Here is a 25632-nt window from a genome sequence, read left to right as displayed (position 1 = left end):
TCTATCCTCTATATTCTAAATGACGCATCATTTCTGAAAAAAATTAACCCAAAAACACAAAACCATGACTATAAAACTAAATCATATCGCTAAACTGAAATATTTTCTTTTAGTACTTTTTGCAAGTTTGTTTTCCTGTGAAGATGATGTACGCGAAGTATATCTTTATAAAAAAGGAGAATTAAAAGCAGAATCCACCAATACCTCTGTTAAAGCAGGAGAAACCATTACATATACAGATTCGTCGACAAAAGTCCGTGCTGTAAAATGGACTTTTCAAGGCGGCTCTCCAGGTTCTTCTATTGAACCGAACGTTGAGGTGAAATATGCTAAAGGCGGTACTTTTACAACCACTTTAGAAATTACTTTTGTTGACAATACCACTCAAAAGAAAACTTTTACGGTTGAGGTTGAAGCGCCTGCAACTCCGCCAATCGTTATCCCGGCTGATGCCCTTAAAATTTATTCTGAAAATCCTGATTTCACGAAAACAGCTCCTGTCCTAAACTGGGTTTCAAGCAATCAATTTGTAATTAAAGAAGTCGCTGCTGATGGTTATGAAGGAGCCTTTAGAAATTTTTCTCTTCCAGCAGCACCGCCTGCAGCCGAAGCTAAATGGGCAATGGCAATTCTATCGTTTGTAAATTTCACGGATATTTCATCTTACACCCATATTAATATGGCGGTAAGAACGACCAGCACTGGAAAAATCAGATTTAGAATGAAAGATGCTTCCAATACCGGATATGTAGAATTTGATGCCACAAGTAATTTGTATGGATTAAAAAGAGACGGAAGCTGGAACATGGTTAAAATTCCAATTGCTGATTATAAAAAACAAAATCCGTCATTAGACTTGACTAAAATCAAAGATATTTTGGTTTTAAGAAGTGTTGATCCAGAAGATGTTAGAGCTTTAAATAACTACATTTTTGATATTGATCATATCTATTTATCTAAATAAAATTTTTAAACACATAGAGAAATAGGTTTTTTAGACTTGAGAGAGTTAAAAGTAAACTAGTTTCTCATATAGCAAAATCTATGTATATGTGAGCGCCTTTCTCAATTCAAAGAGAATCTATGTTTCTATGTGTTAAACATATTAAAAAACAAATTTAATGAAGCATTCCATTTATGTATTGTTCTGTTTTATAAGCCTCATTACTGCAAATGCACAGAATAACATTACGTACCAAAAAGTAGAAGCCAGACAAAATGCATTAGATCCAAAATGGGTGGCGTACGATGCAAAGACAGTTGACAAGCTGCCTGGATTTAAAATTAAAAAGCAAGAGCCGATTTCTATTTACGGCGGATCTAAAGTCTGGCAGAGAGAAGCGACGGGATTTTTTAGAACAGAAAAGGTAAACAACAGATGGTGGATTATTGATCCAGAAGGCTATCCGTTTATTTATAAAGGTGTTGCAGTTTTTAACGCAGGACGCTCTGTAAATCAGCAGAAAGCATTCGATAAAAAATACGGAAGTCCAGAAAATTGGCTGAAGCAGGAAACAAAATTACTTCGTGACAATGGTTTTAATGGAGTAGGAGCTTGGTCGAATATTGATTTGGTTCGAAAAGCTGAAAATCCATTGGTTTATACCATAATTATTTCGCCAATGGGTATGTATCATTCCGATCATATTAAGAAATACGGCGGAAAATACAAAGAAGCCAGCTGGCAGAATTACCGTTTTGATCTCGTAATGGTTTTCGATAAAGAATTTGATGCGTACGTAGAAAAATCCGTAAAAGACGTTTCTCAATATAAAAATGATAAGTATTTGATGGGTTATTTTACTGATAATGAACTGCCTTGGTATAACGACGCATTAGATAAACATTTAACTTTATTGGCCAAAGATGAACAAGGATATATTGCAGCAAAAGATTGGCTGGACAAAAGAAAAGGTTTTAATGCTTCTATTTCTGATGTAAATCAGGAAGATAGAATGGCATTTACCGCTTTTTATTTTGAAACTTATATGAAGAAAGTCACAGAAGCACTTCGAAAAGCAGATCCGAACCATCTTTATTTAGGATGCCGTTTCAATCAGGATAAGGAACAGGAATTGACAAATCCGGAGATTTTTAAAGTGGCTGGAAAATACATGGATATCATTTCAATAAATCATTATAGAAAATGGGAGCCAAGTCAGGAATTAATGAACAATTGGGGAGAATGGTCAGGAAAGCCTTTTTTAATTACAGAATGGTACACCAAAGGAGAAGATTCTGGACTGCCCAATAATACCGGCGCGGGCTGGCTGGTTCGAACGCAGAAAGAAAGAGGACTTTTCTATCAGAATTTCACTTTGGAATTACTTAAAAATAAAAATTCTGTCGGCTGGCATTGGTTCAAATATATGGATAACGATCCAGAAGATTTAACTACCGATTATTCCAACAGAGATTCCAACAAAGGAATTGTCAACAGCAAGTTCGAACCGTATCAGCCTTTGTTAAAAGAAATGAAAGTGATTAATGATAATGCTTACGAACTGACGCGTTATTTTGATAATAAAAAGAATTAAGAATTAAAAATTAAGAATTAAAAATTAAGAATTAAAAATTAAAAATTAAAAATTAAAAATTAAAAATTAAAAATTAAAAATTAAAAATTAAAAATTAAAAAATCCACTAATCTGCTAAATCTGCCGAATCTGCGAGCGAAAATTTTTTCCCGCAGATTTTACAGATCAACAGATAAAGGTGAGGATATAAAAGCAGCTATGTGTATTTAAAAAAGTGAAACGCCTTTAGACTCAAAGAAAATCTATGATTCTATGTGTTAAAAAATGTGCTAAATCTGCGAGCTAAAAAATTTTCCCGCAGATTTAGCAGATCAGCAGATTTAATCTAGTGATGTGTTTAAATTAATTAGACCAATATAATTAAAAATAAAAACTATGAAAAAAATTGTAATGCTGTGCTGTACTTTTCTGCTGATGGGGAAAGCAATGGCGCAGGAAATTCCGTTAGTTTCCAACATTTCATCGAGGAACAATATTACTTTAAACGGAAAATGGAGTTATATCGTAGACCCGCTCGAAAACGGATATTACGATTACCGTTTAATGCCGTTTAAAAACAACGGATTCTTCGAAAATAAAAAATGGAATACCACAGATTTAACCGAATATAATTTTGCGACTTCTGCCACGATGGATATTCCGTCTGACTGGAATAGTAAAGACGAAAGATTGTTTTTTTACGAAGGAACAGTTTGGTTTCAGAAAGACTTCAATTATCAAAAGAATTCTCAAAGCAAAGGTATTCTTCATTTTGGAGCAGTCAATTACGATGCAAAGGTTTATGTAAACGGAAAACTGGCAGGAACTCACGTTGGCGGTTATACACCATTCAATTTTGATGTGACCGATTTATTGTTGGACGGCAATAATTTTGTGGTAGTAAAAGTCGACAACAAACGCCATAAAGATAATGTCCCGACCGTAAATATGGATTGGTGGAATTACGGCGGTATTACAAGAGATGTGACTATAGCGCAAGTCCCGAATACCTATATCGAAGATTATTTGGTACAATTGGACAAAAAAGAAAAAGGAAAAATTTCGGGCTGGATAAAGTTGAATAGTGAAACAGCAAACCAATCTGTTTCGGTTTCGATTCCAGAGTTAAAAATCAAAAAGAACGTTACGACTGATGCCAAAGGAATGGCGTATTTTGAAATTAAAGCCAATCCTATTTTATGGACGCCGGAAAAACCAAAATTATATGAAGTAACGATTAGCAAAGCCGATGAAAATATTGCAGATCAAATTGGTTTCAGAACCATAGAAACCAAAGGAAAAGAGATTCTGTTAAACGGAAAAAAAGTCTTTTTACGCGGTATTAGTATTCACGAAGAAGCTCCTTTCAGATCAGGAAGAGCTTGGTCAGAAGAAGATGCTGTTACATTATTGACTTGGGCAAAAGAATTAGGCTGTAACTATGTTCGTCTGGCGCATTATCCGCATAACGAAAAAATGGTAAAAGAAGCTGAAAAAATGGGATTGATGATCTGGTCTGAAGTTCCAGTTTATTGGACCATATCATGGACGAATCCAGACACTTACGCGAATGCAGAACGTCAATTGCACGATATGATTTACAGAGATAAAAATCGCTGCGGCATTGTAATCTGGTCAATTGCAAATGAAACTCCGCATGGAGATGACAGAGATGTTTTCTTGAGTAAATTGGCCAAATATGCGCGTACACAAGATAATTCTCGTTTAATAAGTATGGCGATGGAAGTAACCAAAAGTCCGAACAATGTTAATACACTTCACGATAATATGAACGAATATGTAGACATTGTGAGTTTTAACCAATATTTAGGCTGGTACAGAGGAACAAACGAATCTTGCAAAGACATGCAATGGGTAATTCCGTATAACAAGCCGGTTATCATCAGCGAATTTGGAGGCGAAGCTTTGCAAGGTCGTCACGGCGATAAAAAAGAACGCTGGAACGAAGAATATCAGGAAGAATTATACATTCAAAACACACAGATGTTCAATCGCATCGAAGGTTTAGCAGGAGTTTCGCCTTGGATTTTAGTCGACTTCAGATCACCAAGAAGACAATTGCCAAACATTCAGGATTTCTTTAATCGTAAGGGTTTAATCTCCGATCAAGGAATTAAAAAGAAAGCTTTTTATGTAATGAAAGATTGGTATAAGCAGAAAGAAGCCGAATATAAATAAGAGCTTTAGATAAAGTGAAAAACCTTCAAAGTCAAGTTTGATTTTGGAGGTTTTTTGGTTTTTTGAAAGATGTTTTGATTATAATTCCTAAAATTTAAACAATTCAATGTATTCTATTTGTAATGCATCGCATACTTTTTCGAGAGTAGAAAGGGTCGCATTTGCATTTCCTTTCTCCAATCTAGACATATTACTTTTTTCAAAATTGCATTTGGATGCCAATTCTTGTTGGGAAATATTTTTTTGTGTTCTGATTTCTACGATTCTCTTTCCTACTTTCTGTTGTATGGTTTCGCTCATTTCGAATTATCTTTTATGATAATTCAAAATTTGTTATATATTTGCAATTATAGGTTATCGTATATGATAACTAATAAAAATGATTAAACTTGAACTCATGGAAACACAACAAAAAGCCGTAACACAATTATTAGAAATAATGAATAAAGGAAACTATTTTAATAAACTCAAACCTCATAATGATTCTTTTTCCGCAATTCTAAATGTATCTTGTTACAGTGAATTAAATATTATAGTTACCGCTTTATTGAAAGCAAGTATTACAATGCTCCAAAGCGAAAATTCTAACAAACCTTTCTCTGATGCTATGATTTTGGTTGAGATGGCGTTGCAGTTACTGCCGAATGATGAAATGGAGTTGTTGGATGAGGTTTTTAGAGTTGGTCTGGATATCAAAAAATAAGGCTTCGATATGATTATTTCTTTATTTTTGGAATTAACTATTTTAAAGAGAGATACTTATAGATAAAAAAAGCATCGCTGTTGAGTTCTTTTTGCGGATGAAGAGGTTCCGCTCTTAATTTTTAAGAACCCTAGTAAATCCAAGGCTTTAAATGTTAATTAAGAGAAAGCGCAGAAAAAAAGTGTACCTCGTGTTTAAACAATTTCTTTACACAGAATTTAGTTAGTTAATTTCTTTTTTTTAAAGACTGTTTTCAAGTGTTTGATTTGGCCGGTGAAAGGGAGATTGGTAGGGGAGTGTAATTTTTTTAGGATTAATTACAAATAAGATTTGTAGCGTGTTGGTTCGAGTCCTGTTCCCGCTACCCACAATTACTTTTAATAGCTCACTTTAGTAGCGGGAAGCATTCAATTTATCTAACCAATTTTTTGAAGATTTTTATGAAATTGTTAGTTAGTAATATTTCTTATACTTTTATATTTAGTTGAAATTTAAGTGAATAATAATTTATGGAACTAATTTTACTAATAGGAATATTTTTGCTGATTTTTATTTATGGTTTGTATAAGGTAAAAGTTAAAGGGATAATTGGAGAGAAAACAGTCACTTTAATATTAAATTTCTTAGATAAGTCAGATTATAAAGTCATCCATAATGTAGTTTTACAGATAGGAGGAGTAACCACTCAAATTGATCATGTAGTCATTTCTAGTTTTGGAATATTTGTTATCGAAACTAAAAATTATAAAGGATGTATTATTGGTTACGAAAAATCGGAGTACTGGACTCAAGTGATATATAAATATAGATCCAAGTTTTATAATCCTATTTTTCAAAATGCAGGACATATAAGAGCTTTGAAAACTTCTCTAAAAGAATACAGAAAGCTAGAATATATATCTATTATTGTTTTCTCAACAAATGCCAAAATAAGAATAGATACAAATGTAGATGTTGTTAATATGCATCGTCTCATAAGAACAATAAAAAAATACTCAACTGCAAATCTCTCACAAGAAATTAAGAAAAATATTTTCGAAAAAATTAATTCTGCTAATATAGTTGATTCGTTCAACAAAAAGGAACATATTAATTCTATTAAACAAAGAATCAACGACCGAGAGAAAACAATTCAAGAAAAGAAATGTCCAAGATGTGGTAATAGTTTGGTTGAAAGAAAAGGAGAATTTGGGCGTTTTTTTGGGTGTAAATCATATCCTAAATGTAAATTTACAAAAAAAATATTAAAATAAACTTTGACAGTGTTTGACTAGCGTGAGAGTCCCGCTCGTGACGCAAAAATATTTTTGTTAATTTAAAAATTAGAGAAAATAAAAAAGCTCTAGATTTCTCTGAAGCTTTATCTTGTAAAAGGTAGAGGTAATTGGTTTAATGATTTTGATATTTATTTGAATTATTCGCACTTATGATTATAACTTCTTGTCAGATGAAAAGAAATTATAATTCTAAATGCAAAATTGAATTTTCATAAGGACAAATAACTAAGTCTGTTTCAGTAGCTGTTATTTGTCTTACACTTCTTCAATCTGAAAATCTTCTTCTTTTGCTATTTCAATTAAATTATGGATGTTACCTATTCCCCATTCTGTTGAAACTGCGAATGAAATATTATCTCCGCTCACTAAAACATACTCATCTTCTATAAAATGTCGTTTTTTTGAAGCTTTTTCATATTTAGTTTTGATATGATCTAAAGTATTTATTACTCCTGTTGAACCCTGTAAATTTGGAGGGAACCTATTTTGAAGCTGTCCAAAAGTTGAATTTGGATTTTTATTCAAATATGATTTAACAATCTCAAGGACCAATCGTCCTTTTCCTAATTTCATGTTATTAAATAAGTACTTCGTATTATCTCTTGAGTTCTGAATAGCAATCTGCCTTTCAATTGTTTTCTCTTTGATTTTAATTAGATAACTTTCGGCTTCCGGAAGAGGAATAATTTGATTAATATCTAATAACAAATCATCTTTAAAATTATATGGAATTAATTTTATGCAAGTAATATCAATTCCCTTACTGATTAGCCACATAACTGAAGTAGTAAGTTCCTTCGAAAAGTCTCTTGACGCAAGAATTATTTTAACGTTTGATGCAAAATCATTTTCTAAAGGAATTTCCCATTCCAAAAAGTTCATCAATTCATCTTTTGCATTTGTTTGAAAACCTCTTTTGTCAATATAATTTTGAAATATAGAAACACATTTTTCAAAATTCAAAGTTGAAATCATTGAAGCATATCGTAGGGCTTGTAATTCCATATGGTCTCCAGTATCAGTCCGCTTTAGTTCAATTACCACAAGGTTTGCATCCTTATCAATTCCAAGTAAATCAATTCTTTTTTTACTTTCATCCCAATCGGAAAACTCTTCAGAAATAATTAAAGTTTTTGGACAAAGTATTTCTATTTTATCCCTCAAATAATTTTGCAAATGAGTTCTTTCTAGTATTCCATTTGCATGAAAACTAGTTTCACTAACTTCGTAAATGCCTTCTTTAGAAATATTGAATATGGCCATTATTTTTTTCTTATTTATATAATTAGTTTTATACTATAACATTCGAAGTACGATATTTTTCAACATTGTAAAAATTGAATCAGAATATTTTCTTCTTCATAAAATATGAATAACTAACAGTAATTCTATTAAAATCTCAATTCCTTAAATAATCGTGAGTATAACAATTTATTTGATAATTTGGTTAATGAAATTTTGTTTCTGCCTTCCAATATTCTTACCTGTGGAATAAAAATTCCCGCTACCTATTAGCCAAAATATTTTATCAATGGCATAAGGAGTTACATTATTTGCTTTTGCAATCCTATCAATTACTTTCAATGTAGTATAATCTTGTTTAATAACAGATTTTTCATTTATATCAATAACTTTTAATGCTTGAAAAATATCTTTTAAATGCACATCTGGCTTACCATATTCATCAAATCCTAATTCTTTCAAAAAATCGCAAGCCAAAGGAAAACCAATTCCTGCTATTTCGACACTTATCATTAAAGGAAGTGCAGGTTTTGCCCTAACATCTTTTGCAAAAAAGTTAGCCCATTCATAAAAATTGTCTGCTGTATCAAATGATTTTAAAAAATGTGCGGAATCAATAATTGATTTACAAAATTGCGGCCACAAACTCTTTGTTTCCGTCCGAAATTTTCCTTTCGGATTTAATTTCTGTTTGATATCTGCTAGCAAAATTTCTGTATCATCTTTTTTATAAGTTGTTGCCACTTGATGCGGATCAAAATCGTATAGAATTTTTTTAAGATTAGCTACCCCTCCAATTGAGTTTCCAATAACCCTTGTGCTCATTTGCCTGTTTTGGGCAGATTCACAAAGACATCTGTAAATTATTTTAAGGTCTTTAGGCTTTTCATGTTCAGACAAAAGATGCTTGTCCAAATCTTGTTTGGTTACATTTTTAAACGAAAGTAAAAAGGTTACTGCTGAATTATAAAGCTCTACGTCTGTCATTATTTTTTCTCATTATTATGAATGTTGATTCTCCCATTTCTTTAATAAATATTTATTACCAATGGGTAGTTTAATTTTATTTTTATGATATTTATAATAAGACGAGTTAACTAAAGTTTTATCTATTAAAATTTCAAAAGTTTGTGGATCTATTGTAATTAGATTTTTGTCAAATAATATGTGTAAATCACTTCTCAATAAAATTCCATTATCATTTTTATTAATCCCACTTTTAGAATGTGAAATAATGTGAGCAGCATCTAAAACCTCTATAATACCATTATTAGAAATTGCACATTTGTTTTCGTACAGTTTACAAATGTTTTCTCTAAATTTAGATTGATTCCTTCTCTTATTTATTTGAATTTGAATTTTTTCAATTTCATCATCTTTTGCTTGATTAATAAAACTCTCTATTTCTTTTATCTCCTTTTTTTTATCTTTCCAAATAATTTGTTTTGTTTGATTATCATAATAAATATTTGGATGCAATAATACTAATGTAGTTTGTCTTAAGACACTATTTATTAAATCAGTTTTTTTTATTTGTCTTTCTTGTTTTAATCTATTTATAGCATTCAAAGCTCCAAGTCTACCAATTAATGCGTAATTTCCTCCATTGATTCTGTCAACAACAATTTTTTCATCATCAACATGGTATAATCGATATTTCACTAAACCTCCAAGCGAGTGGAACTCACCTTTGGTTTTCAATAACTTCTCTGCTTGATTTTGAATTATTGACCAATCATCCATAAATATTATTTTAAATTAGACTGCCGTTTTAATCTGCTATTTACTATTCGATTATACAGCCCTTCTTTATCACACAATTCTAAGTGTAACCTCGTTGGGATTAAAAGATTTTCTCCTTTGTTATATTATACAATAAACTTCTTTTCAATTGAAAAGAACTTCTGCTACTTAAACAAATATAGAAAAATCACTTTTCAAACTACACAGGCAATGGAATTTCTTAATAAAATAGTGAATAACTTTTACAACAAACTAACTATATAATTTTACTTTTCTATACATTAGACAAAATTTGACAAGTCAAAATAAGTAATATGAAATTTGGAGAATACATAAAACACTTAAGAGAACAAAAACATCTATTGCAAAGACATTTAGCTAATGCTTTAGACATGGATACCGCAATGTTAAGTAAAATAGAACGAGGAGAAAGAAGAGCAAAAAGAGATCATCTTCCGATTCTAGCAGCAATTCTTCAGACAAAAGAAAAAGAATTGCTTACTATTTGGGTAGCTGACCAAGTCTGTGATTTAATAGAAAAGGAAGATAATGCCAATGAAATTTTGAAAGTTGCAAAAGAAAAAATGAGATTTATTACTCAAAATAAACAACTAGAAGAATTAGGATAACTATAAATGTAATTTGAAAACATTTTCAATAACAAAAAATAAAACAAGATTGATGAGTACGAATATTGAAGAGGGAAAAATTAAAGACATATTAGAAAAACCAATTGTCAACATTAAAAAGAATGTTAAAGATTGGACATTAAAAGAATTCGAAAACCCAAATGCTACTATAAGATTAGCAACTATGTTTAGTGGAATTGGCTCAATTGAACATGCTCTTAAAAGATTAAATTTAAAAGAAGAAATTGTTTTTGCTTGTGACAATGACAAACATGTAAAAGATAGTTATTTTGCTAATTATGAAATTTCTGAATCTAGTTGGTATGAAGATGTAAAAAATATAGATGGCTCAAAATATGTCAATAAAATTGATTTGTTAGTGGGGGGAAGTCCCTGCCAGTCATTTTCAATGGTTGGAAAACGACGAGGCTTTGATGATACACGAGGTACACTCTTTTATGAATTCGCTAGAGTGGTTAAAGAAAGCCAACCAAAAGTATTTATATTCGAAAATGTCAAAGGATTAGTAAGCCATGACAAAGGAAATACATTTGAAGTAATAAAAGAGACATTTAAAGAACTAGGATATAAATTCAAATATAAACTACTAAATTCTAAAGATTACGGTATTCCACAGCATAGAGAACGCATTTTTGTAGTAGGTTTTAAGGATAATTCAATTGATTTTGATTTTCCTGAAGCTATCCCTTTAGAATATAAAATGCAAGATTTTCTTGAGGATTACACCGATAGTAAATATTATCTTAAAGAAAAGGGGATTAAATTCGTTACAAGTACAAAAAATAGAAATAAAAGATATACGCAGATTAATGGAGAAATAGCTTTATGCCAAAAGGCTAACCAACAATTTAACTGGCACGGTGATTTTATCTTTGAAGAAACTTTAAATGATTTCAATGCTTTTGTTTTTGACGTTAACGAAGTTGAAGAAAAATACTATTTATCAGAAAAAACAAAGGCATATGTTTTATCTACAGGTACTAAAGCTTTTAAAACAACTGTAGGGACAGATTTAGAAATTGCCAGGCCTCTTTTACAATCAATGCATAAAATGCATCGCTCGGGAGTTGATAATTATGTTACACATAACAAAGGTAAAATTAGAAAATTAACTCCTAGAGAATGTTTACGTTTAATGGGATTTAGAGATGATTTTAAACAAGTAGTAAGTGACACGCAAATGTATAGACAAGCTGGTAATAGTATTGTAACAAATGTATTTATTGCTCTGATGAAAGAAATGGATATTACAAAATTTGCAAAGAATGAATAGTATTCAAATTCAAATAGAAAAACAAAATTTTAAATTAGTCGATGTAATTGAAAAAATTACTATTGCCGACTCATTTGTAGTACCTTCTAACAAAACTGGAGGAGGCAACGGAGAAGCAAAACTTTATGTAGGACAAAGTAACCATAATACTATCGATTTTTTTGGAAAGAGAGGTTTTGAAGCAAATTGCATCTTATCAAGACATAATTTGTTACACTATCTTAATAATGTTTACAATGAATACAAAGATCCTTTACAAACCTATCGTGATAACGATAAATTATCGCACCTATGGGATTTAAGAATTAATATAATCAACAATTCTGATCCGATTATAAAATTTCGCATAAAAGATCAAAATCAGATTGAAGGCCCAAGAGTTTATATTAATTCTGTTAATGAGCTATTAGATAAAAAAAATTATAACATCTTAAGAGAAATTCCTCTTCCAAATATTTCATATTTCAATATATATAAGATAAAAAATGACTCTAATGAAGAACTTTTTTATTTCACTCTAAATTTAACTGGAATCGAATATTCGATTTACGAATCAAATAACTTAAACTTAGACATTAATAAGTTTACTTCTGTTTCTGAGGACATTGAATATGTCGAAAGAGAAATATCAAACGAAATGGCTGATATTGAAACTCCTTTCGATCCTAATAAAATTAAAGTAAGAACTACTCCTTCACATATAGGACAAATAATTAATGATCTAGAAGATAATTTCATTGTTTTAAATACTGAATTTCAAAGATTACCAAATTTATGGAATGATACAAAAAAGAGTAGATTTATAGAATCACTTTTACTAAAACTACCTATTCCAGCATTTTATTTTAATGAATTAGATGAAAATGAATTAGAAGTAATAGATGGACTTCAGCGAATAAGCACAATAAAAAATTATGTATTACATGAAAATTTCAGATTAATAAATTTAGAGTTTTTGCAAGAATATAATGGATTATTCTTTCATCAACTCCCATCTAATTTTCAAAGACGTATTAAAACTTTTCAAATTACGACATATATAATTGAAAAAGGAACTCCAAATGCTGTTAAATATAACATCTTTAAAAGGGTTAACACTGGTGGTTTAGAATTAAAGGAACAAGAAATTAGACATGCCATTAATCAAGGAATTCCAGCGGAACTTGTTGCCGATTTATCAAGAGGGAAAGATGATGAAGACGAGACAAATAAAATTCGTACTAGAAAAAATCGAGATGGAAAAGAAATTAAACTTTATGCCACTAGAGAAGGAAAAGAATTTGTAAAAGCTACAGATAATAGAATTGATCCATATAGAATGGAAGATAGAGACTTTATAACCCGGTTTATTTCTTTTTATCTAATAAACTATACTAATTATGAACCAAATTTAGACACCTTCTTAAATAATGGTATGGCAGAGATAAGAGAATTAAGTAACGTCGAAATATCTAAATTAAAAGATGATTTTTACAATTCTATGAAGCTTGCTCATGACTTATTTGGCAATGATGCATTTAGAAAAAGGTTTAATGAATCAGATGGGCGAAAACCTATTAATAAAGCATTATTTGAAGTCTTAAGCGTATCATTCTCTAAATTAAACGAATCAGACAGAAATATATTAAAAAGAAAGAAAGAAAGGTTTAAACTTAAGTTTATTGAATTACATAAAAATTTAGCTTTTCTAAGATCTATCACACAAGGAACCGCTCTAAAAGATAGTGTAATGAGAAGATTTCAAGAAGTAGAAAAAATAATTAAAGAAACAATCGAAAATGATTACTAATCTTCGTTTATTAAATTTCAAATCTCACAAGGACACCGTCTTAAGTTTGGGAAATTTGACTGTATTATCTGGTCAAAATGGAGTGGGAAAATCTTCAATCATCCAATCAATGTTATTATTGAGACAAACAAATCAAAAAAACAGATTGGATTCTATTCTAGATTTAAACTCTCCTTTATGTTTTATTGGAAAATCAAATGATGCAATTTATAGATTTCCAAATGAAGAGTTTGAAAACTTAATAGGTATAGTTTTAGCAGATGAAAAATTAGAATATTCATGGATATTTGAGATACCAAGATATCAAAACAAAGCATACCTTAAAAGAAAAAATGATGTAATAGACAGCGATGGATATGAGAATATTTCCTTGTTTAATAATAACTTTCAATATTTAAGTGCACTTAGAGGTATTGAATACATTACCGATGATTATGCAGTAGAGTTTCAAAAACAAATTTCAGTAAATGAAGGTAAAGGGGAACTTGTTGCTCAATTTTTATTTGAGTATGGTAAAAAATTAAAAGTAATTGAAAGTCTAAGACATCCGTTGGAAAAGGATGACTTTTTACTAAGTCAGGTGTCGGCATGGGAACGAGAAATTAGTAATAATATTAATGTAGTTGCTATACCATTTGGAGACAGTTATGATATTAAGTACTCTTTTGACACAGTGCAATCAGAAGAAATGTTCGGTTCTGTTGATGAACTCTCTAAAAAAAATGTTGGTTTTGGACTATCATACGTTTTACCAATAATAGTAGCTATACTATCTGCTGAAAAAGATTCATTATTATTAATTGAAAACCCTGAAGCTCATATTCACCCATATGGAATTTCTAAATTATCGGAACTGATCTGTATAGCTGCACAGGCAGGAATACAAATAATTGTTGAAACTCATTCCGATCATATAATAAACGGCATACTTGTTCAAAGTAAAAAATTTGAAACATCAAAGGGAGAAAAAGGGATAAATAAAGAAAACCTAAAAATTTACTATTTTGAAAGAGATGAAATTGAGCATAAAACCAATGCAATACCAATTAATGTTTTAGATGGTGGGAGGACAGAAAATAGAGTTATTGGTTTTTTTGACCAAATTGGTAAAGATCTTCGTGAATTAATTTAAGTCAAAAATTCTAGTTATGCCGGCACAAACTATACATGCTTATATACATTTTCCTGAGAACTTAGATGACCATTTTGATTCTCGTGAACAAAGTCAAAAGATTATTGAAAATTTTCATATGGTCATTGATTTAGCAGATTGCGAATTCGGTTCTGTTTTGTATTACAGTACATCTAACAAGGATGTTTTTTTTGAAAATATAAATACCTATCAGGAATTATCTAAAATTAATATTGGAACTTATGATTTAGAAACGTACATAAATTATCTCTTTATTGAAAATAAAATTTTATCAGTTGATGAAAATAATACAACAAATTGCAAAATAAAAGTATATAATTCAATAAGTGACAGTTTGGATGATAATGTCCCTAATTTTTTCCCCTATCTAATTAAACAACATAAAACACTACTAGAAGCAGATTTACAAATCATTTTAAACTTATTTAATTATTTTTTTTCACAGAATCCAATAATGATTATAGAAAATTGTAATCAAAATGTTACGAACTACAACATACCATACGTCACTGATTTTAAAGAATTAGACGACTGGTTACAAAATAATAGACTTGAACGAAACTTTAACCATACGGATACTAGACATATTGAAAATTCCGGCAATCATGGTAAAGATAAACGGACGGGCAAACCCAAATCACCAATTCTAGGAGGAGTTGGAGGTAGAGAGAATGCTGAATCTTTTCTAAAAAAAGCTGTTGGAGATAAACGAAGTCATAGTAATCCTGAAGATGTAATAAATTACGATACAGTTAAACAAGAATTTATTTGGTACGAATATGAAAATGATAATCCGCAAAATCAATATCATGGTTACCATTTGGTAGAGGCTTTTACTTATAAAAGAGATTTTGAAGGTATAAGCCGGATTCCGAAAAGAGTTATAAAAATACTCGAATACAGAGAAAAAAATCAATAAAAACTAAAAATACTGAATAATATACTTAATATGGAAGATTATCAAAAAATGCGGATTAATGATATTGAATATTTTATAATTGATTCTATTCAGGATTTTCGCGCAGAAGATAGCTTTATACATAGATCAAACAAACTTGCTCAGTTTGACGGAAATGGCGAGTCTAAAAAACATGTCGGAACATACAAAGGCGAACTTGGACAAAAATTATCAAACTTTTTTGAATATTCGAATTGGGGATTAGAACACTTTGATTCTAAAAAAAAACGGAAAACAATAGAATCAGCGATCGAAAGAGGTGCTGTTATTCAAAATAATACTTGTTTCTTTAGTAAATCAAATTTATTAAAGTATTTAGATGATGCTAAAGCTGAATATTATTCACAAGAGCAAATTTATCATAATGACATAAGTGCATTTTATGATGAAAGATATAATGAAGTTCAAAATTTAGATACTGAATACATTTATTTTTCAATTTATGATGCCTCAGATAATATCTCACAAAAACAAAATAGAGGTTACATGAGGTCTGATGATAAAATATGGAAAATATGGAGAGAGTTAATATTACCAAAAATCAGCTATCTTTCAATACTAAAATTATTTCCAGTATCCCCAACGGAAGAGAATAACAAACCTATTTTTTACTTTAGAATCCTTTTGGATTACCAATTTAGAACTTTTGTACATCCAAGTTCCTTATTATTAATTGAAGAAGATTTACCAGTAGTTGAAGAAATTGAAGAAATTAAAAAATCATATAGAATCGGTCAAGAAAGATATCGTCGAGCTGTAATTGAATATATGCCACAATGTCCATTTTCTAAACTAACAGATGAAAGAATTTTAATCGCTAGTCATATTAAACCTTATAGTGTATGCATTAGAGAAAAAAGAGAAGATCAAGCTTTAGATTACTTGAATGGACTTTCACTTTCTCCAACTTATGATAGATTATTTGACCAAGGTTATATTACATTTTCAGACAGCGGAGAATTGATTTGTGGTACACAATTAAGTGCATACACATGGGATAAACTAAATATTAATCCTGCCGCAAAAAATAAGATGAGAATATTTCCGGAAAATAGAGAATACTATTTAGATTATCATCGAAAACATGTCTTTTTGGACGAGATAACCGACTTGATTTAATTGTTCATTTATTAAACAACTAATGCATTTTAATTGTCAGCATTTTTAATCATTTCGCACGGTTCTTTTTTAAATATTGTTCAAAATAAATTTTGGGAGGCAGAAAAGTATTAATAACTATTAATTTGTTGACTATAAGTTCAGATTGACTTATGGAAAGTAGTTTACTATTTGTTATGATGTCAACTCTTTACTTTAATCATCCATATGCAAGCTATCATTTTACAAAATGAATTACAGTAATTAGGCATTTTAAAAAATAACAATTAACCTTAAATAATGAGATGAGTATTAATTAAGGATATTTATGAAAATCGATTAAATTAAAAGATTGTATTACCAATCGAATTAATTTATTTTTTAAATTCGTATCATGCTTTAATTTACAGCATCTAAATTGTTTTCTATTAATTAAAAAGTAAAGTTATGTTAAACAAAATTCTAAATATTGAAGATGTTAAACAATTTGCAAAACAATTGACTGCGGAAGGCTTAAGTTTTCATCCTGATGATGACTTTAACGACTATGTAAATTCTAAAACGAACTTACCTTCATATAGTAAAGAGGATGCTGATCTAAGAAATGAACTCATGAATGAATGTTTCAATGTTTGCGAAACTGAAGGAGTAGACATATATGAAATTATGCTCGAAGAAATGTTATTAGAATCAGGCCTAGACAAAATTATACCACTACCATCAGAACGTTCATAATTAGATGGAAATTATTTTGTCATTTCTTTAAGTCTTAGTGCCTTCATGTGCAAAAGAATTATCTATAAGTTATTTCAAAGTATCTAGCAACGTGCTCTAAGTTTTGTTATAGAGGTTCGACTTTCTTGACTACTGTTCTCACACTTTATCTTTCTCATAGTTATTCAATAAGATTTTTTTATTGCCTTCAATGATAATTCTTTCTGAATCCTCAGTTTTTTTATTATATGATATGTAACCATAATTACGCTCGCGAACTATAATTTCTCAAGCTAAATCATAAGTACTCTATACGGATACAATGGTTCCGCTGAAAATTCTTCAAATATGCTATAAATACTGTGTATTTACATTGTTTAAAATAAAGGTTTTGAAAAAGTGTACTTCGAGTCAAGATTTCCATAAACTAACCGCAAGCTAAATGCAATTTCTTTAATGAAACATTACTACAAACAGAATAAACAACAATACAAACAAAACTTTTCTACAAACCTCATTTCCTAACCCAAGGCTTTTCCATTAATACACCAAACACAAAAGCCCTAAACATTCTCGTTTAAGGCTTTTGTGTTTTTATAGATAACCATTTTACTTCACCAAATAATCAACCTGATCAGCTTCGCAAAGTCTAAAATACCCCATTGCATAATTATTAGCATTGTTGCTATTGATTATATTCCCGCGAATGTTTCCAGGAGGAACAGAAAACGGATTTGAATTTGAAGCTTCTAAAATTAATTTCATATAATTGAAAAAGTTTTTAGAAACACCTCTATGTGTAATTTTTACCGTATTTCCTGACTTCATATCTTCATCAGAAAATCTTGTACTGATTTGATTTCCATTATAAAATTCATCATTTGTAATTTCGTATTCTGGAAAAATTAGAAACTCACTTTGATAATCGGTTAAATAAAAATTAACTTGATCTGCGGGATCAGTATAATAAAAAGTCAGTTCGATTACATCTTCCCCGCCAAAATCTGGAACAATGGCTTGTTCCACTTTCGTAATTGGCGTTACAGAAGTTAGTTTTTCGGTTGCTGTAAAACTTTGTCCTTCGGCTTCAACAAATAATTTATAATCCATATCGATTACTGGAACAAAATTATTGCATTTGTAAACCCCCGCTTCAGATTCAGTAAAAGTAAAAACGTCGCCATTACTATTTTCAACACGCACCTGCGCTCCCGAAACTTTTGGTGTTGTATCGTTGTAATAAGGAGCTGTTTTACTGATTTTTATAGTTTGCTCGTTTCCTGCAGTTCCTTTTTTCCAGATAATTTCAGCATCAATTACCAATCTTGTTTCGCCAGTTTCCAAATCAAGGTTTACAACATCTTCACAAGAAGTAAAAGACAAAGCCAGAAAAAGTGTTAGTAATGCCAGCGCTTTGTTTATTGCACTATATTTTTTTAATCTGTTCATCGCATTAAAATTTAAAATTATAAGAAATTCCAGGTACAATTCCGAAGATCGAAAGTCTTCTGGTTTCATTTGCTCCTGTATCGTCATTAGTTGTAAAACTCATAGAAGCAGCATTTTTTCTGTTGTAAATATTGTAAAGGCTGAATACCCAATAGCTTTGCCATCCTTTCTTTTTGTCTGGTTTTGGAGTGTAAGTTGCAGCAACATCCAAGTGGTGGAAAAGAGGTAATCTGTTTTCGTTTCTTAAAGAATAATTAGGAACATTGATGCCGCCAAATTCATAATATCCATTGGCATAAGTAACCGGCTGACCCGACTGTAAAGTGAAATTACCATTAAAAGACCATTTCGGATTCAGTTCGTAACTTCCTACAATGCTTAAATTATGAAGTTTGTCATATCCAGATAAATACCAATCACCATTTGCGATTCCTGGTTCTTCAGGCGTTCTTCCAACGGTTTTTTGTTCTGCTCTTGATAAAGTATAAGAAACCCATCCGGTGAAATTACCAGCGTTTTTTCTAAATAACAATTCCAGTCCGTAAGATCTGGCTTTACCGTTCAGGATTACTTGTTCGATATTATTGTTGGCTAAAACATCGGCTCCGTCTATATAATCGATACGGTTTTGAACTTTTTTATAGAATAATTCTCCTTCAAAAGAATAATCACCGTCTTTAAAATTTTGGAAATAACCCATTGCATACTGGTCCAAAAGCTGAGGTTTAGTAAAAGGGCCGCTTGGAGTCCAGATGCTCATAGGCAGGGGAGACTGTGTATTGGACAAAATATGAATGTACTGCGCCATTCTATTATAACTTGCCTTTACAGAAGTTTCATCATTAAAAGCATAAGACAAAGCAGCTCTTGGTTCAAAATTATTAAAAGTGCTTATGGCTTGTCCTTTTTTGTAACTTATGGTTCCCGTTGGAGTTCCTTCCTCATAAATTTTATAAAGCGGATTAAATACTACAGCCTGACCATTTTCATAAGTACTGATTTCTTCGCCGCCTAAACGATAAAATGAGCTGTAACGAAGTCCGTAACGGAAATTCAGCTTTTCTGTAATTTGATTTTCAAAATCGATATAAGCAGAAGTTTCTAATGCATATTTTTTATCCAGCTGTTTGTAATTGAACTGAGAATCTGAACTTGTTGGCTGTACAACTCCCGGATTGAAGTTATAGTACAAACCATCAATTCCGTAATTAATTTTAAATTTTTCTGATGTTTGGTAATTCCAAGCATATTTTAGTCCGTAACTGCTGATGCTGCTTTCCCATTCGAAATTTTCTGTAGAAAGTCCTAAGTTGAATTTATAGTCACTATAAAAACCAGAAAGATTACTGTTTAAACGATCAGAAAATTTATGTTTCCAGCTTAAAATACCCATTGTACTTCCGTAAGTACTAGAAAAACGTTCATTGATGTCGAATAAATCATTTCCTAAATAACCAGAAAAAGAAAGTGTATTATTTGGGTTAAAACGGTAATTGAATTTAGCATTCAAATCATAAAACATGGCAGAGTTTTTATTATCTGCCAGTTTCATGAACAAATGCGCATACGAAGCACGTCCGGAAAGGATGAACGAACTTTTCTCTTTTTGTATTGGTCCTTGAACCAAAAGTCGGCTGGAAATAATTCCAATTCCTCCGTTAACTTTATAATTTTCAAAATCGCCCGTTTGCTGTGTAACATCTAAAACAGAAGAAACACGTCCTCCAAATTTCGATGGAATTCCGCCTTTATATAAATCTAAGCCATTAACAATGTCAGCATTAAAAATCGAGAAGAATCCAAACATATGCGAATCAGCATAAACAGGAGCTCCATCTAAAAGTATCAAATTCTGATCGGCTGCACCACCGCGTACATTAAAACCCGAAGAAGCTTCTCCGGCATTCGTAACTCCAGGCAAAGTTAAGATCGACTTTAAAGGATCTGGTTCGCCCATTGCCACAGGAATTTTTTTGATTTCCTGCATCGAAAGTCTGTTCACACTCATTTGAGTGGTTTTAACATCAACAGCTTTATTATTCATTACAATTACTTCACCTAATTGCTGGCTGTCCGATTCTATATTGAAATTTAGCGTAGTATCATCATTAATATTTATCTGTCTTTCCTTATTCTGAAAACCAACATAACTAATCGAAACGGTGTAAGTTCCATTCGGAACTTCGATGCTGTATTTTCCATTGACATCTGTTACAGTGCCAGTCTGTAATTCTGTGATATAAACGTTGGCGCCAATAACAGGTTGTTTTTCATCATCAAGAATCTGACCTTTTAGCCTGCTTTTTTTTTTGGTCGTCGTTTTAGGACTTTGAGCTTTCTGTTTCACAAAAATATTATTGCCTGCTATAGAAAATTGTAAAGAGGCAGTTTTATTTAATTCTGAAATAAGTTTTTCAATAGTAGTCTGCTTAAAAGTATTTTTTTGAGTAAAATATTTTTTCCCAGTATCGATTTGATCTGTAAAAGCAAATTTGTAATCGGTTTGATTTTCAATTTGCTTGAAGAATTCTTTTAAAGTGACATTTTGATCTACAGTTATCGTAACGCTTTGAGCGGACATACATAAGCTGAATAAAAAAAAGCATGCTGAAATTATATGCTTCATGAAATTTCGTATTTTTGAATATTATTAAATGGAATAACTTCGTGTTATCCTGATTAAGAGGAGGATGTGTAGTTTCGCGGCTTACATCCTTTTTTGTTTATTATTGAAAAGTAATCTGTTTTAGATCTTCATTTATTTCAAAATTTAGGTTATACATTTCTGCTATTAATTGTACAATTGTATTTAAATCTTCTTTTTTGTTGATTCGAATGGTGATTTTTTGAGTAGAATATTCTTGAGGGATATTTACTTTGTAACCGTAATTTTCTTCGATATAAGTTCCTAAAGCGCTTAATTTAGCGTTGTCAAAATCTACAAATCGGCTGAAGGCGGTAACTGCCGCAGTTTGATTTCCGTAAATAAATTTCTCGCCAGCTTTTAGAATCCATTTTTGATCTTGACCGTTTACGTTCATTTGGACACTTCCCTCATACAATTCAACAGTAACTTCTTTTTGATTTGATTCTTTTACTATAAAAGAAGTTCCTAAAACAGTTGTTGTCGTTTCGTTACAAAAAACCTGAAAAGGATGCTGTTTGTCTTTTTTAACTTTAAAATAAGCTTCACCATCAATTTCAATTTTTCTGTTTAAAGCAAAATTGTCTCCATAAGAAATTTTAGAATTCGGACTTAATTCCACTTTTGAATTATCCGGCAGGACTACATATTTTATTTTCTGAGTAGTATTCTCAATTACATTTCCTGCCAGAACAGCTTTTTCTGTTATAGAGTTATTGTTAAAATAAATTCCAGTTCCGATAAGAACAAAAAGTAAAACAGATGCCGCTGCATAATAGCGCCAAAGTTTAATTTTTCGTTTTTTAGGAAAAGCTTTTGCTTGGAATTCTTCCCAAGAAGCTTCTTTTGTGCTTTCTGAATGAGAAGATGGAGTTTCATTCCATAACTTTTTAAACTCTTCGTCTAAATTTTCCTTGTTCATTTTTTTGGTGTTAGAGTTTCTGGCAATAAAATCCTTGTTTATTAAAAACACCATAAACCATTTCCTTAATGTCTCTGTTGGTTTCGATTCTTAGAATTCTCTCGCGATTTTTGAAATCAAAATATATAATACAATCGGAAATAATGAACTGCAAAAGCACCACAATTAAGCTGGCATCTTTTTTAGTTCTAACATTTGTTTTATACGCTTCAATGTGCATTTTTTGTTCTTGTTTTTATATATAACAAACGAGAACAGAAAAGTTCCTAATGGTTTTCGATTTTTTTTCGAATAAATTTACTGGCGAGATAAATATGATTGGCAATGGTCTTTTCAGAAAGATCCGTAATTGCTGCAATCTCCTTATAGCTAAGGTTTTCCAGTTTGTGTAAAGTAAATATTTTTTGCTGCTGCTCCGGAAGCTGATTGATGAAGTTTTGTAGTTTTTCTTGTCTTTCTTCAAAAATTCCAGAATCGGAATCTTGCTCTTCCAAGATATCAGCTTGAAAAGGGTCCAGCTGCACTATTTTATTTTCTCTATTAATGTGATTGAGAATAATGTTTTTGCAGATAGTGTACAATTGCTTGTCCAATAGAACATCTTCGTTAAGTAATTCTCTTTTATTGTAGAGTCGTAAAAAACTTTCTTGAACAAAGTCCTCCGGCGTAAGAACTGTCAGATTAAAACGCTTGGCAATGTTTATCAGTTTATCGTAGTAAGTGAAGTAAACCTCTTTAAAAGCGGCTTCATTCCCTTTTTTCAAACTAAGAATAAACTTTTTATTGTCCATAACGAAAATATCGCGACTTGTTTAACTAATAAAAACTCATTGGTCTTACTATTATTGCATTCAAAATAGGATTGATTTCAAAACATGAATGTAATAAGTTACAAAGAACCGTAATTTAATTTTATATTTTGACGCTGTTATTGGAAAATGTTACAGTAAAATGTATGTTTTTTGTTTACATAGTATTTAAACTGGAAAAAAGTCTTTAAAATAATTTTAAAGACTTTTTGTAAAAGTAAAACAGGAATTTTTTAATAGTTTTTACCAAGGAATTTCTTCAGTTTCTGGATTACTTTCCTCGCTGAAAAATTTGCCAGTTGGTCCCTCATTATCAATTAAGGCATATTTTACAATACGTTTTCCAGCATCTTCGACTTCGCCTCCAATGTAATTGGTGAAATCCGTTTTGGTGTAGCCTGGACAAACTGCATTAATTTTGATGGCAGTATTTTGGAGTTCGTAAGCGAGATGAACAGTATACATATTCATAGCAGATTTTGAAGAAGCATAAACCACATATTTGCCATAATCATAAGCAGGCCATTTTGGATTGCTTTGAAGTGTTAATGATGCAAGACTTGTACTTACGTTAACAATTCTAGGTTCTGAAGATTTTTGCAATAAATCGATAAAAGTCTGTGTAGTTCTAATTACACCATGAAGATTGACCTCATAAACTTCTTGATAATTAGAAATGTTTGTTTCTAATGCCTTTTGAGGCACAATACCGCTTATACCAGCATTATTTATCAAAATATCTAATTTTCCATGTTCTTGAGAGATAGTGTTTTTTGCCGCTGTTATAGTATCCGCTTTAGTAACATCTAGTTCTATTGCTTTAACATTTTGGTAACCATTTTCATTTAGTAACTTTTCTGCAGCTTTTCCTCTTTCAATATCGCGGCAGCCTAAATAAACAAAAAGTCCTTTTTTGACTAGTTGTTTCGCTGTTTCAAAACCAATACCTTTATTGGCTCCAGTAATTAATACTATTCTATTTTCTATTTTATCTTTAGAAAAGTTTGTGCTTTGTGTATCCATTATAATTTTTTAATAATTCATGATGGAACAAAATTAAAGTCAATGTAAATAAATCAATTTACCATTTGGTAAAAAGTAAACTATCGAATATTTTTTCTTATTCTGCTAAGAGACTGTTGTGTAACGCCCAAATAAGAAGCTATGTAAACTAATGGAACACGATTGACAAGTGAAGGATAATTTTTCATAAACTCAAGATATCTGGTAGTTGCGTCTTGCGAAATTACCGGATTTTTTCTTGATTTTTGAAAAAGACATTTTTGGACCATTTTGTTTTTAATATTGTCCCAGCTCGTAATAGTATGTGAAAGTTCTTCCCAGTCTTGTTTTGAAAATACAATGAGTCTGCATGGAGTAAGGGCTTGAAGATACTCTGAAGAAATTGTATTGGTTTCAAAATTTATATAATCTACAACGAGACTATTTTCATTTATAAAACAACGCGTAATTTCTTCTCCTTTGTTGTTGTAATAACAACCTCGAATGACACCTTCTAAAACAAAACCAACTTGATTAGGAATTTTTCCTGCTTCAGAAAAATACTCGTCTTTTTGCAGTTCAATTTCCGAAGTCATTTTTTCAATGAAAGCTAGCTGTTGTTGATTCAGGCTTCCAAACTGTAAAATATAATTTATCAATTCTTTCATGACTGCAAATTAGTAAAATCTGCCTACGATTAATTTACCATTTGGTAAATATTTAGAGATAATTTATTGCTGTCATTATTCTTTATCCGAATCTTCAACCGCAGAGATTTGATCCAAAATATTGGTTTGGTTTGGCGAAATGTAATTTTTTACTTCGGCGTGATTTTCTTTCTTAAAAAGAAGATCTAATGCATTGTAGAGTTTTAATAAAACATCTTTGTCTTCTTTTGCAATGTCTAAGGCAGTATTAAAATTAAAAACATAATTATTCGAATTGCGTACTTCTACTTTAATCGTTTTTGATGTGATTTTAAATTTAACTATATCCATTTTCTGTTTTATTACTTCGTTGCAAAAATAGTATTTTTAATTGCGCTTGTACCAAATGTAAACTACAAATTTTCTTCTATTGCAAAGTATTATAACAAAAAAAAACACCACTTGAATAAGTGGTGTTTTTTATCTTGTAGCGAGGACGGGAGTTGAACCCGTGTCCGCCGTGGCGGATATAAATCCTGCTAAAGTTTGCTAATAAGATTTTTGATGAATTCTCTTCCCGCTCCCGTCTTTAGATATTTTTCTCTTTTCATTGCGTCAGATTTGGATGTAAAGAATTCTACATGAATTACTTTCCATGGTCTAAATTTCAAAGTGTATCCTTTTGTCCCAAGATCATTATGCGACTTAAATCTTTCGATTAGGTTAGAAGTAAATCCTGTATAGTTTTTATTAAATCTTTCAGAATAAAGAATATAGACAACAAATTCTTCCATAAAATAAATATTATAAGCAAAAAAAAACACCACTTGAATAAGTGGTGTTT

At 30.7% G+C, this 25632-nt stretch carries 25 protein-coding genes; 12 read left to right on the top strand and 13 right to left on the bottom strand.

Annotation, left to right across the window (positions count from 1 at the left end):
* Nucleotides 1-64: 64 nt before the first annotated feature.
* The 3 genes from HYN86_RS00830 (at nt 65) to HYN86_RS00820 (ending at nt 4715) form a co-directional block, all read left to right on the top strand.
* Nucleotides 65-964: a PKD domain-containing protein gene (locus HYN86_RS00830; RefSeq protein ID WP_113676355.1), complete on the top strand. Its 900-nt coding sequence runs from the start codon at nt 65-67 to the stop codon at nt 962-964.
* 157 nt (nt 965-1121) lie between these two features.
* Nucleotides 1122-2537 carry a hypothetical protein gene (locus HYN86_RS00825; RefSeq protein ID WP_113676354.1) on the top strand — a complete coding sequence of 472 codons (1416 nt, stop codon included), beginning with the start codon at nt 1122-1124 and terminating at the stop codon, nt 2535-2537.
* A 375-nt stretch (nt 2538-2912) separates the two neighbouring features.
* Entirely contained in the window at nt 2913-4715 is a 1803-nt protein-coding gene (locus HYN86_RS00820) for a glycoside hydrolase family 2 protein (RefSeq protein WP_113676353.1), read from the top strand.
* Nucleotides 4716-4802: 87 nt separating this feature from the next.
* Here the strand turns inward: HYN86_RS00820 and HYN86_RS00815 are convergent, their stop codons facing one another.
* On the bottom strand, nt 4803-5015 hold the full coding sequence (locus HYN86_RS00815; protein ID WP_113676352.1) for a helix-turn-helix domain-containing protein: 213 nt from the start codon (nt 5013-5015) through the stop codon (nt 4803-4805).
* A 97-nt stretch (nt 5016-5112) separates the two neighbouring features.
* Here HYN86_RS00815 and HYN86_RS00810 point away from each other — a divergent pair, with 97 nt between their 5' ends.
* On the top strand, nt 5113-5418 hold the full coding sequence (locus HYN86_RS00810) for a hypothetical protein (protein WP_162789239.1): 306 nt from the start codon (nt 5113-5115) through the stop codon (nt 5416-5418).
* A gap of 509 nt (nt 5419-5927) precedes the next feature.
* Nucleotides 5928-6671, top strand: a complete 744-nt coding sequence (locus HYN86_RS00805) for an NERD domain-containing protein (protein WP_113679813.1) — start codon at nt 5928-5930, stop codon at nt 6669-6671.
* Between the two features lie 279 nt (nt 6672-6950).
* Here the strand turns inward: HYN86_RS00805 and HYN86_RS00800 are convergent, their stop codons facing one another.
* The 3 genes from HYN86_RS00800 to HYN86_RS00790 form a co-directional block, all read right to left on the bottom strand.
* Nucleotides 6951-7958: a PDDEXK family nuclease gene (locus HYN86_RS00800; RefSeq protein ID WP_113676350.1), complete on the bottom strand. Its 1008-nt coding sequence runs from the start codon at nt 7956-7958 to the stop codon at nt 6951-6953.
* Nucleotides 7959-8126: 168 nt separating this feature from the next.
* A complete protein-coding gene (locus HYN86_RS00795; RefSeq protein WP_162789237.1) occupies nt 8127-8852 on the bottom strand; it encodes a hypothetical protein in 726 nt (241 codons plus the stop codon).
* Nucleotides 8853-8939: 87 nt separating this feature from the next.
* Entirely contained in the window at nt 8940-9680 is a 741-nt protein-coding gene (locus HYN86_RS00790) for an HNH endonuclease (protein WP_113676348.1), read from the bottom strand.
* A gap of 314 nt (nt 9681-9994) precedes the next feature.
* On the opposite strand from HYN86_RS00790, the gene HYN86_RS00785 reads away from it, so the two are divergent.
* From HYN86_RS00785 to HYN86_RS00755, 7 genes are all read left to right on the top strand, one after another.
* Complete coding sequence (locus tag HYN86_RS00785; protein WP_113676347.1) at nt 9995-10309, top strand: helix-turn-helix domain-containing protein; 315 nt, start codon at nt 9995-9997, stop codon at nt 10307-10309.
* Nucleotides 10310-10361: 52 nt separating this feature from the next.
* Nucleotides 10362-11603: a DNA cytosine methyltransferase gene (locus tag HYN86_RS00780; protein ID WP_113676346.1), complete on the top strand. Its 1242-nt coding sequence runs from the start codon at nt 10362-10364 to the stop codon at nt 11601-11603.
* Complete coding sequence (locus HYN86_RS00775) at nt 11596-13392, top strand: DUF262 domain-containing protein (RefSeq protein WP_113676345.1); 1797 nt, start codon at nt 11596-11598, stop codon at nt 13390-13392. Before HYN86_RS00780 ends, HYN86_RS00775 begins: the two co-directional genes overlap by 8 nt.
* Nucleotides 13382-14524 carry an AAA family ATPase gene (locus HYN86_RS00770; protein WP_113676344.1) on the top strand — a complete coding sequence of 381 codons (1143 nt, stop codon included), beginning with the start codon at nt 13382-13384 and terminating at the stop codon, nt 14522-14524. Before HYN86_RS00775 ends, HYN86_RS00770 begins: the two co-directional genes overlap by 11 nt.
* Before the next feature lie 16 nt (nt 14525-14540).
* Nucleotides 14541-15464 carry a hypothetical protein gene (locus HYN86_RS00765; protein WP_113676343.1) on the top strand — a complete coding sequence of 308 codons (924 nt, stop codon included), beginning with the start codon at nt 14541-14543 and terminating at the stop codon, nt 15462-15464.
* A 30-nt stretch (nt 15465-15494) separates the two neighbouring features.
* Nucleotides 15495-16622 carry an HNH endonuclease gene (locus HYN86_RS00760; RefSeq protein ID WP_113676342.1) on the top strand — a complete coding sequence of 376 codons (1128 nt, stop codon included), beginning with the start codon at nt 15495-15497 and terminating at the stop codon, nt 16620-16622.
* A 426-nt stretch (nt 16623-17048) separates the two neighbouring features.
* Nucleotides 17049-17336: a hypothetical protein gene (locus HYN86_RS00755; protein ID WP_113676341.1), complete on the top strand. Its 288-nt coding sequence runs from the start codon at nt 17049-17051 to the stop codon at nt 17334-17336.
* Nucleotides 17337-17924: 588 nt separating this feature from the next.
* Here HYN86_RS00755 and HYN86_RS00750 read toward each other — a convergent pair.
* From HYN86_RS00750 to HYN86_RS00710, 9 genes are all read right to left on the bottom strand, one after another.
* Nucleotides 17925-18764, bottom strand: a complete 840-nt coding sequence (locus tag HYN86_RS00750) for a DUF4249 domain-containing protein (RefSeq protein ID WP_230406410.1) — start codon at nt 18762-18764, stop codon at nt 17925-17927.
* Between the two features lie 4 nt (nt 18765-18768).
* On the bottom strand, nt 18769-21390 hold the full coding sequence (locus HYN86_RS00745; protein ID WP_113676339.1) for a TonB-dependent receptor: 2622 nt from the start codon (nt 21388-21390) through the stop codon (nt 18769-18771).
* 100 nt (nt 21391-21490) lie between these two features.
* Complete coding sequence (locus HYN86_RS00740) at nt 21491-22330, bottom strand: FecR family protein (RefSeq protein ID WP_113676338.1); 840 nt, start codon at nt 22328-22330, stop codon at nt 21491-21493.
* Nucleotides 22331-22340: 10 nt separating this feature from the next.
* The gene (locus tag HYN86_RS00735) at nt 22341-22550 is read right to left on the bottom strand and encodes a hypothetical protein (RefSeq protein ID WP_057117728.1); all 210 of its coding nucleotides are present in this window, start codon (nt 22548-22550) and stop codon (nt 22341-22343) included.
* A gap of 46 nt (nt 22551-22596) precedes the next feature.
* Nucleotides 22597-23121: an RNA polymerase sigma factor gene (locus HYN86_RS00730; RefSeq protein ID WP_113676337.1), complete on the bottom strand. Its 525-nt coding sequence runs from the start codon at nt 23119-23121 to the stop codon at nt 22597-22599.
* 261 nt (nt 23122-23382) lie between these two features.
* On the bottom strand, nt 23383-24162 hold the full coding sequence (locus HYN86_RS00725; protein ID WP_113676336.1) for an SDR family oxidoreductase: 780 nt from the start codon (nt 24160-24162) through the stop codon (nt 23383-23385).
* 80 nt (nt 24163-24242) lie between these two features.
* Nucleotides 24243-24809 (bottom strand): Crp/Fnr family transcriptional regulator, encoded by a 567-nt coding sequence (locus tag HYN86_RS00720; RefSeq protein ID WP_113676335.1) that lies wholly within the window; start codon nt 24807-24809, stop codon nt 24243-24245.
* 75 nt (nt 24810-24884) lie between these two features.
* A complete protein-coding gene (locus tag HYN86_RS00715; RefSeq protein ID WP_113676334.1) occupies nt 24885-25139 on the bottom strand; it encodes a hypothetical protein in 255 nt (84 codons plus the stop codon).
* Between the two features lie 188 nt (nt 25140-25327).
* The gene (locus HYN86_RS00710; protein ID WP_113676333.1) at nt 25328-25582 is read right to left on the bottom strand and encodes a GIY-YIG nuclease family protein; all 255 of its coding nucleotides are present in this window, start codon (nt 25580-25582) and stop codon (nt 25328-25330) included.
* Nucleotides 25583-25632 lie beyond the last annotated feature (50 nt).

The sequence above is a fragment of the Flavobacterium fluviale genome, from assembly GCF_003312915.1.
Classification (GTDB): domain Bacteria; phylum Bacteroidota; class Bacteroidia; order Flavobacteriales; family Flavobacteriaceae; genus Flavobacterium; species Flavobacterium fluviale.
Note: the sequence above shows the minus strand (reverse complement) of the source record. Positions and strands in the feature narration are given on the sequence as shown.

What these genes read in the sequence shown, in the direction of transcription:
- HYN86_RS00790 (WP_113676348.1), bottom strand. Translation starts at nt 9,680, where the DNA reads ATGGATGATTGGTCAATAATTCAAAATCAAGCAGAGAAGTTATTGAAA.
- HYN86_RS00735 (WP_057117728.1), bottom strand. Translation starts at nt 22,550, where the DNA reads ATGCACATTGAAGCGTATAAAACAAATGTTAGAACTAAAAAAGATGCC.
- HYN86_RS00760 (WP_113676342.1), top strand. Translation starts at nt 15,495, where the DNA reads ATGGAAGATTATCAAAAAATGCGGATTAATGATATTGAATATTTTATA.
- HYN86_RS00715 (WP_113676334.1), bottom strand. Translation starts at nt 25,139, where the DNA reads ATGGATATAGTTAAATTTAAAATCACATCAAAAACGATTAAAGTAGAA.
- HYN86_RS00820 (WP_113676353.1), top strand. Translation starts at nt 2,913, where the DNA reads ATGAAAAAAATTGTAATGCTGTGCTGTACTTTTCTGCTGATGGGGAAA.
- HYN86_RS00745 (WP_113676339.1), bottom strand. Translation starts at nt 21,390, where the DNA reads ATGAAGCATATAATTTCAGCATGCTTTTTTTTATTCAGCTTATGTATG.
- HYN86_RS00720 (WP_113676335.1), bottom strand. Translation starts at nt 24,809, where the DNA reads ATGAAAGAATTGATAAATTATATTTTACAGTTTGGAAGCCTGAATCAA.
- HYN86_RS00775 (WP_113676345.1), top strand. Translation starts at nt 11,596, where the DNA reads ATGAATAGTATTCAAATTCAAATAGAAAAACAAAATTTTAAATTAGTC.
- HYN86_RS00730 (WP_113676337.1), bottom strand. Translation starts at nt 23,121, where the DNA reads ATGGACAATAAAAAGTTTATTCTTAGTTTGAAAAAAGGGAATGAAGCC.
- HYN86_RS00800 (WP_113676350.1), bottom strand. Translation starts at nt 7,958, where the DNA reads ATGGCCATATTCAATATTTCTAAAGAAGGCATTTACGAAGTTAGTGAA.
- HYN86_RS00725 (WP_113676336.1), bottom strand. Translation starts at nt 24,162, where the DNA reads ATGGATACACAAAGCACAAACTTTTCTAAAGATAAAATAGAAAATAGA.
- HYN86_RS00740 (WP_113676338.1), bottom strand. Translation starts at nt 22,330, where the DNA reads ATGAACAAGGAAAATTTAGACGAAGAGTTTAAAAAGTTATGGAATGAA.
- HYN86_RS00825 (WP_113676354.1), top strand. Translation starts at nt 1,122, where the DNA reads ATGAAGCATTCCATTTATGTATTGTTCTGTTTTATAAGCCTCATTACT.
- HYN86_RS00765 (WP_113676343.1), top strand. Translation starts at nt 14,541, where the DNA reads ATGCCGGCACAAACTATACATGCTTATATACATTTTCCTGAGAACTTA.
- HYN86_RS00815 (WP_113676352.1), bottom strand. Translation starts at nt 5,015, where the DNA reads ATGAGCGAAACCATACAACAGAAAGTAGGAAAGAGAATCGTAGAAATC.
- HYN86_RS00780 (WP_113676346.1), top strand. Translation starts at nt 10,362, where the DNA reads ATGAGTACGAATATTGAAGAGGGAAAAATTAAAGACATATTAGAAAAA.
- HYN86_RS00710 (WP_113676333.1), bottom strand. Translation starts at nt 25,582, where the DNA reads ATGGAAGAATTTGTTGTCTATATTCTTTATTCTGAAAGATTTAATAAA.
- HYN86_RS00770 (WP_113676344.1), top strand. Translation starts at nt 13,382, where the DNA reads ATGATTACTAATCTTCGTTTATTAAATTTCAAATCTCACAAGGACACC.
- HYN86_RS00830 (WP_113676355.1), top strand. Translation starts at nt 65, where the DNA reads ATGACTATAAAACTAAATCATATCGCTAAACTGAAATATTTTCTTTTA.
- HYN86_RS00750 (WP_230406410.1), bottom strand. Translation starts at nt 18,764, where the DNA reads ATGAACAGATTAAAAAAATATAGTGCAATAAACAAAGCGCTGGCATTA.
- HYN86_RS00785 (WP_113676347.1), top strand. Translation starts at nt 9,995, where the DNA reads ATGAAATTTGGAGAATACATAAAACACTTAAGAGAACAAAAACATCTA.
- HYN86_RS00805 (WP_113679813.1), top strand. Translation starts at nt 5,928, where the DNA reads ATGGAACTAATTTTACTAATAGGAATATTTTTGCTGATTTTTATTTAT.
- HYN86_RS00755 (WP_113676341.1), top strand. Translation starts at nt 17,049, where the DNA reads ATGTTAAACAAAATTCTAAATATTGAAGATGTTAAACAATTTGCAAAA.
- HYN86_RS00810 (WP_162789239.1), top strand. Translation starts at nt 5,113, where the DNA reads ATGGAAACACAACAAAAAGCCGTAACACAATTATTAGAAATAATGAAT.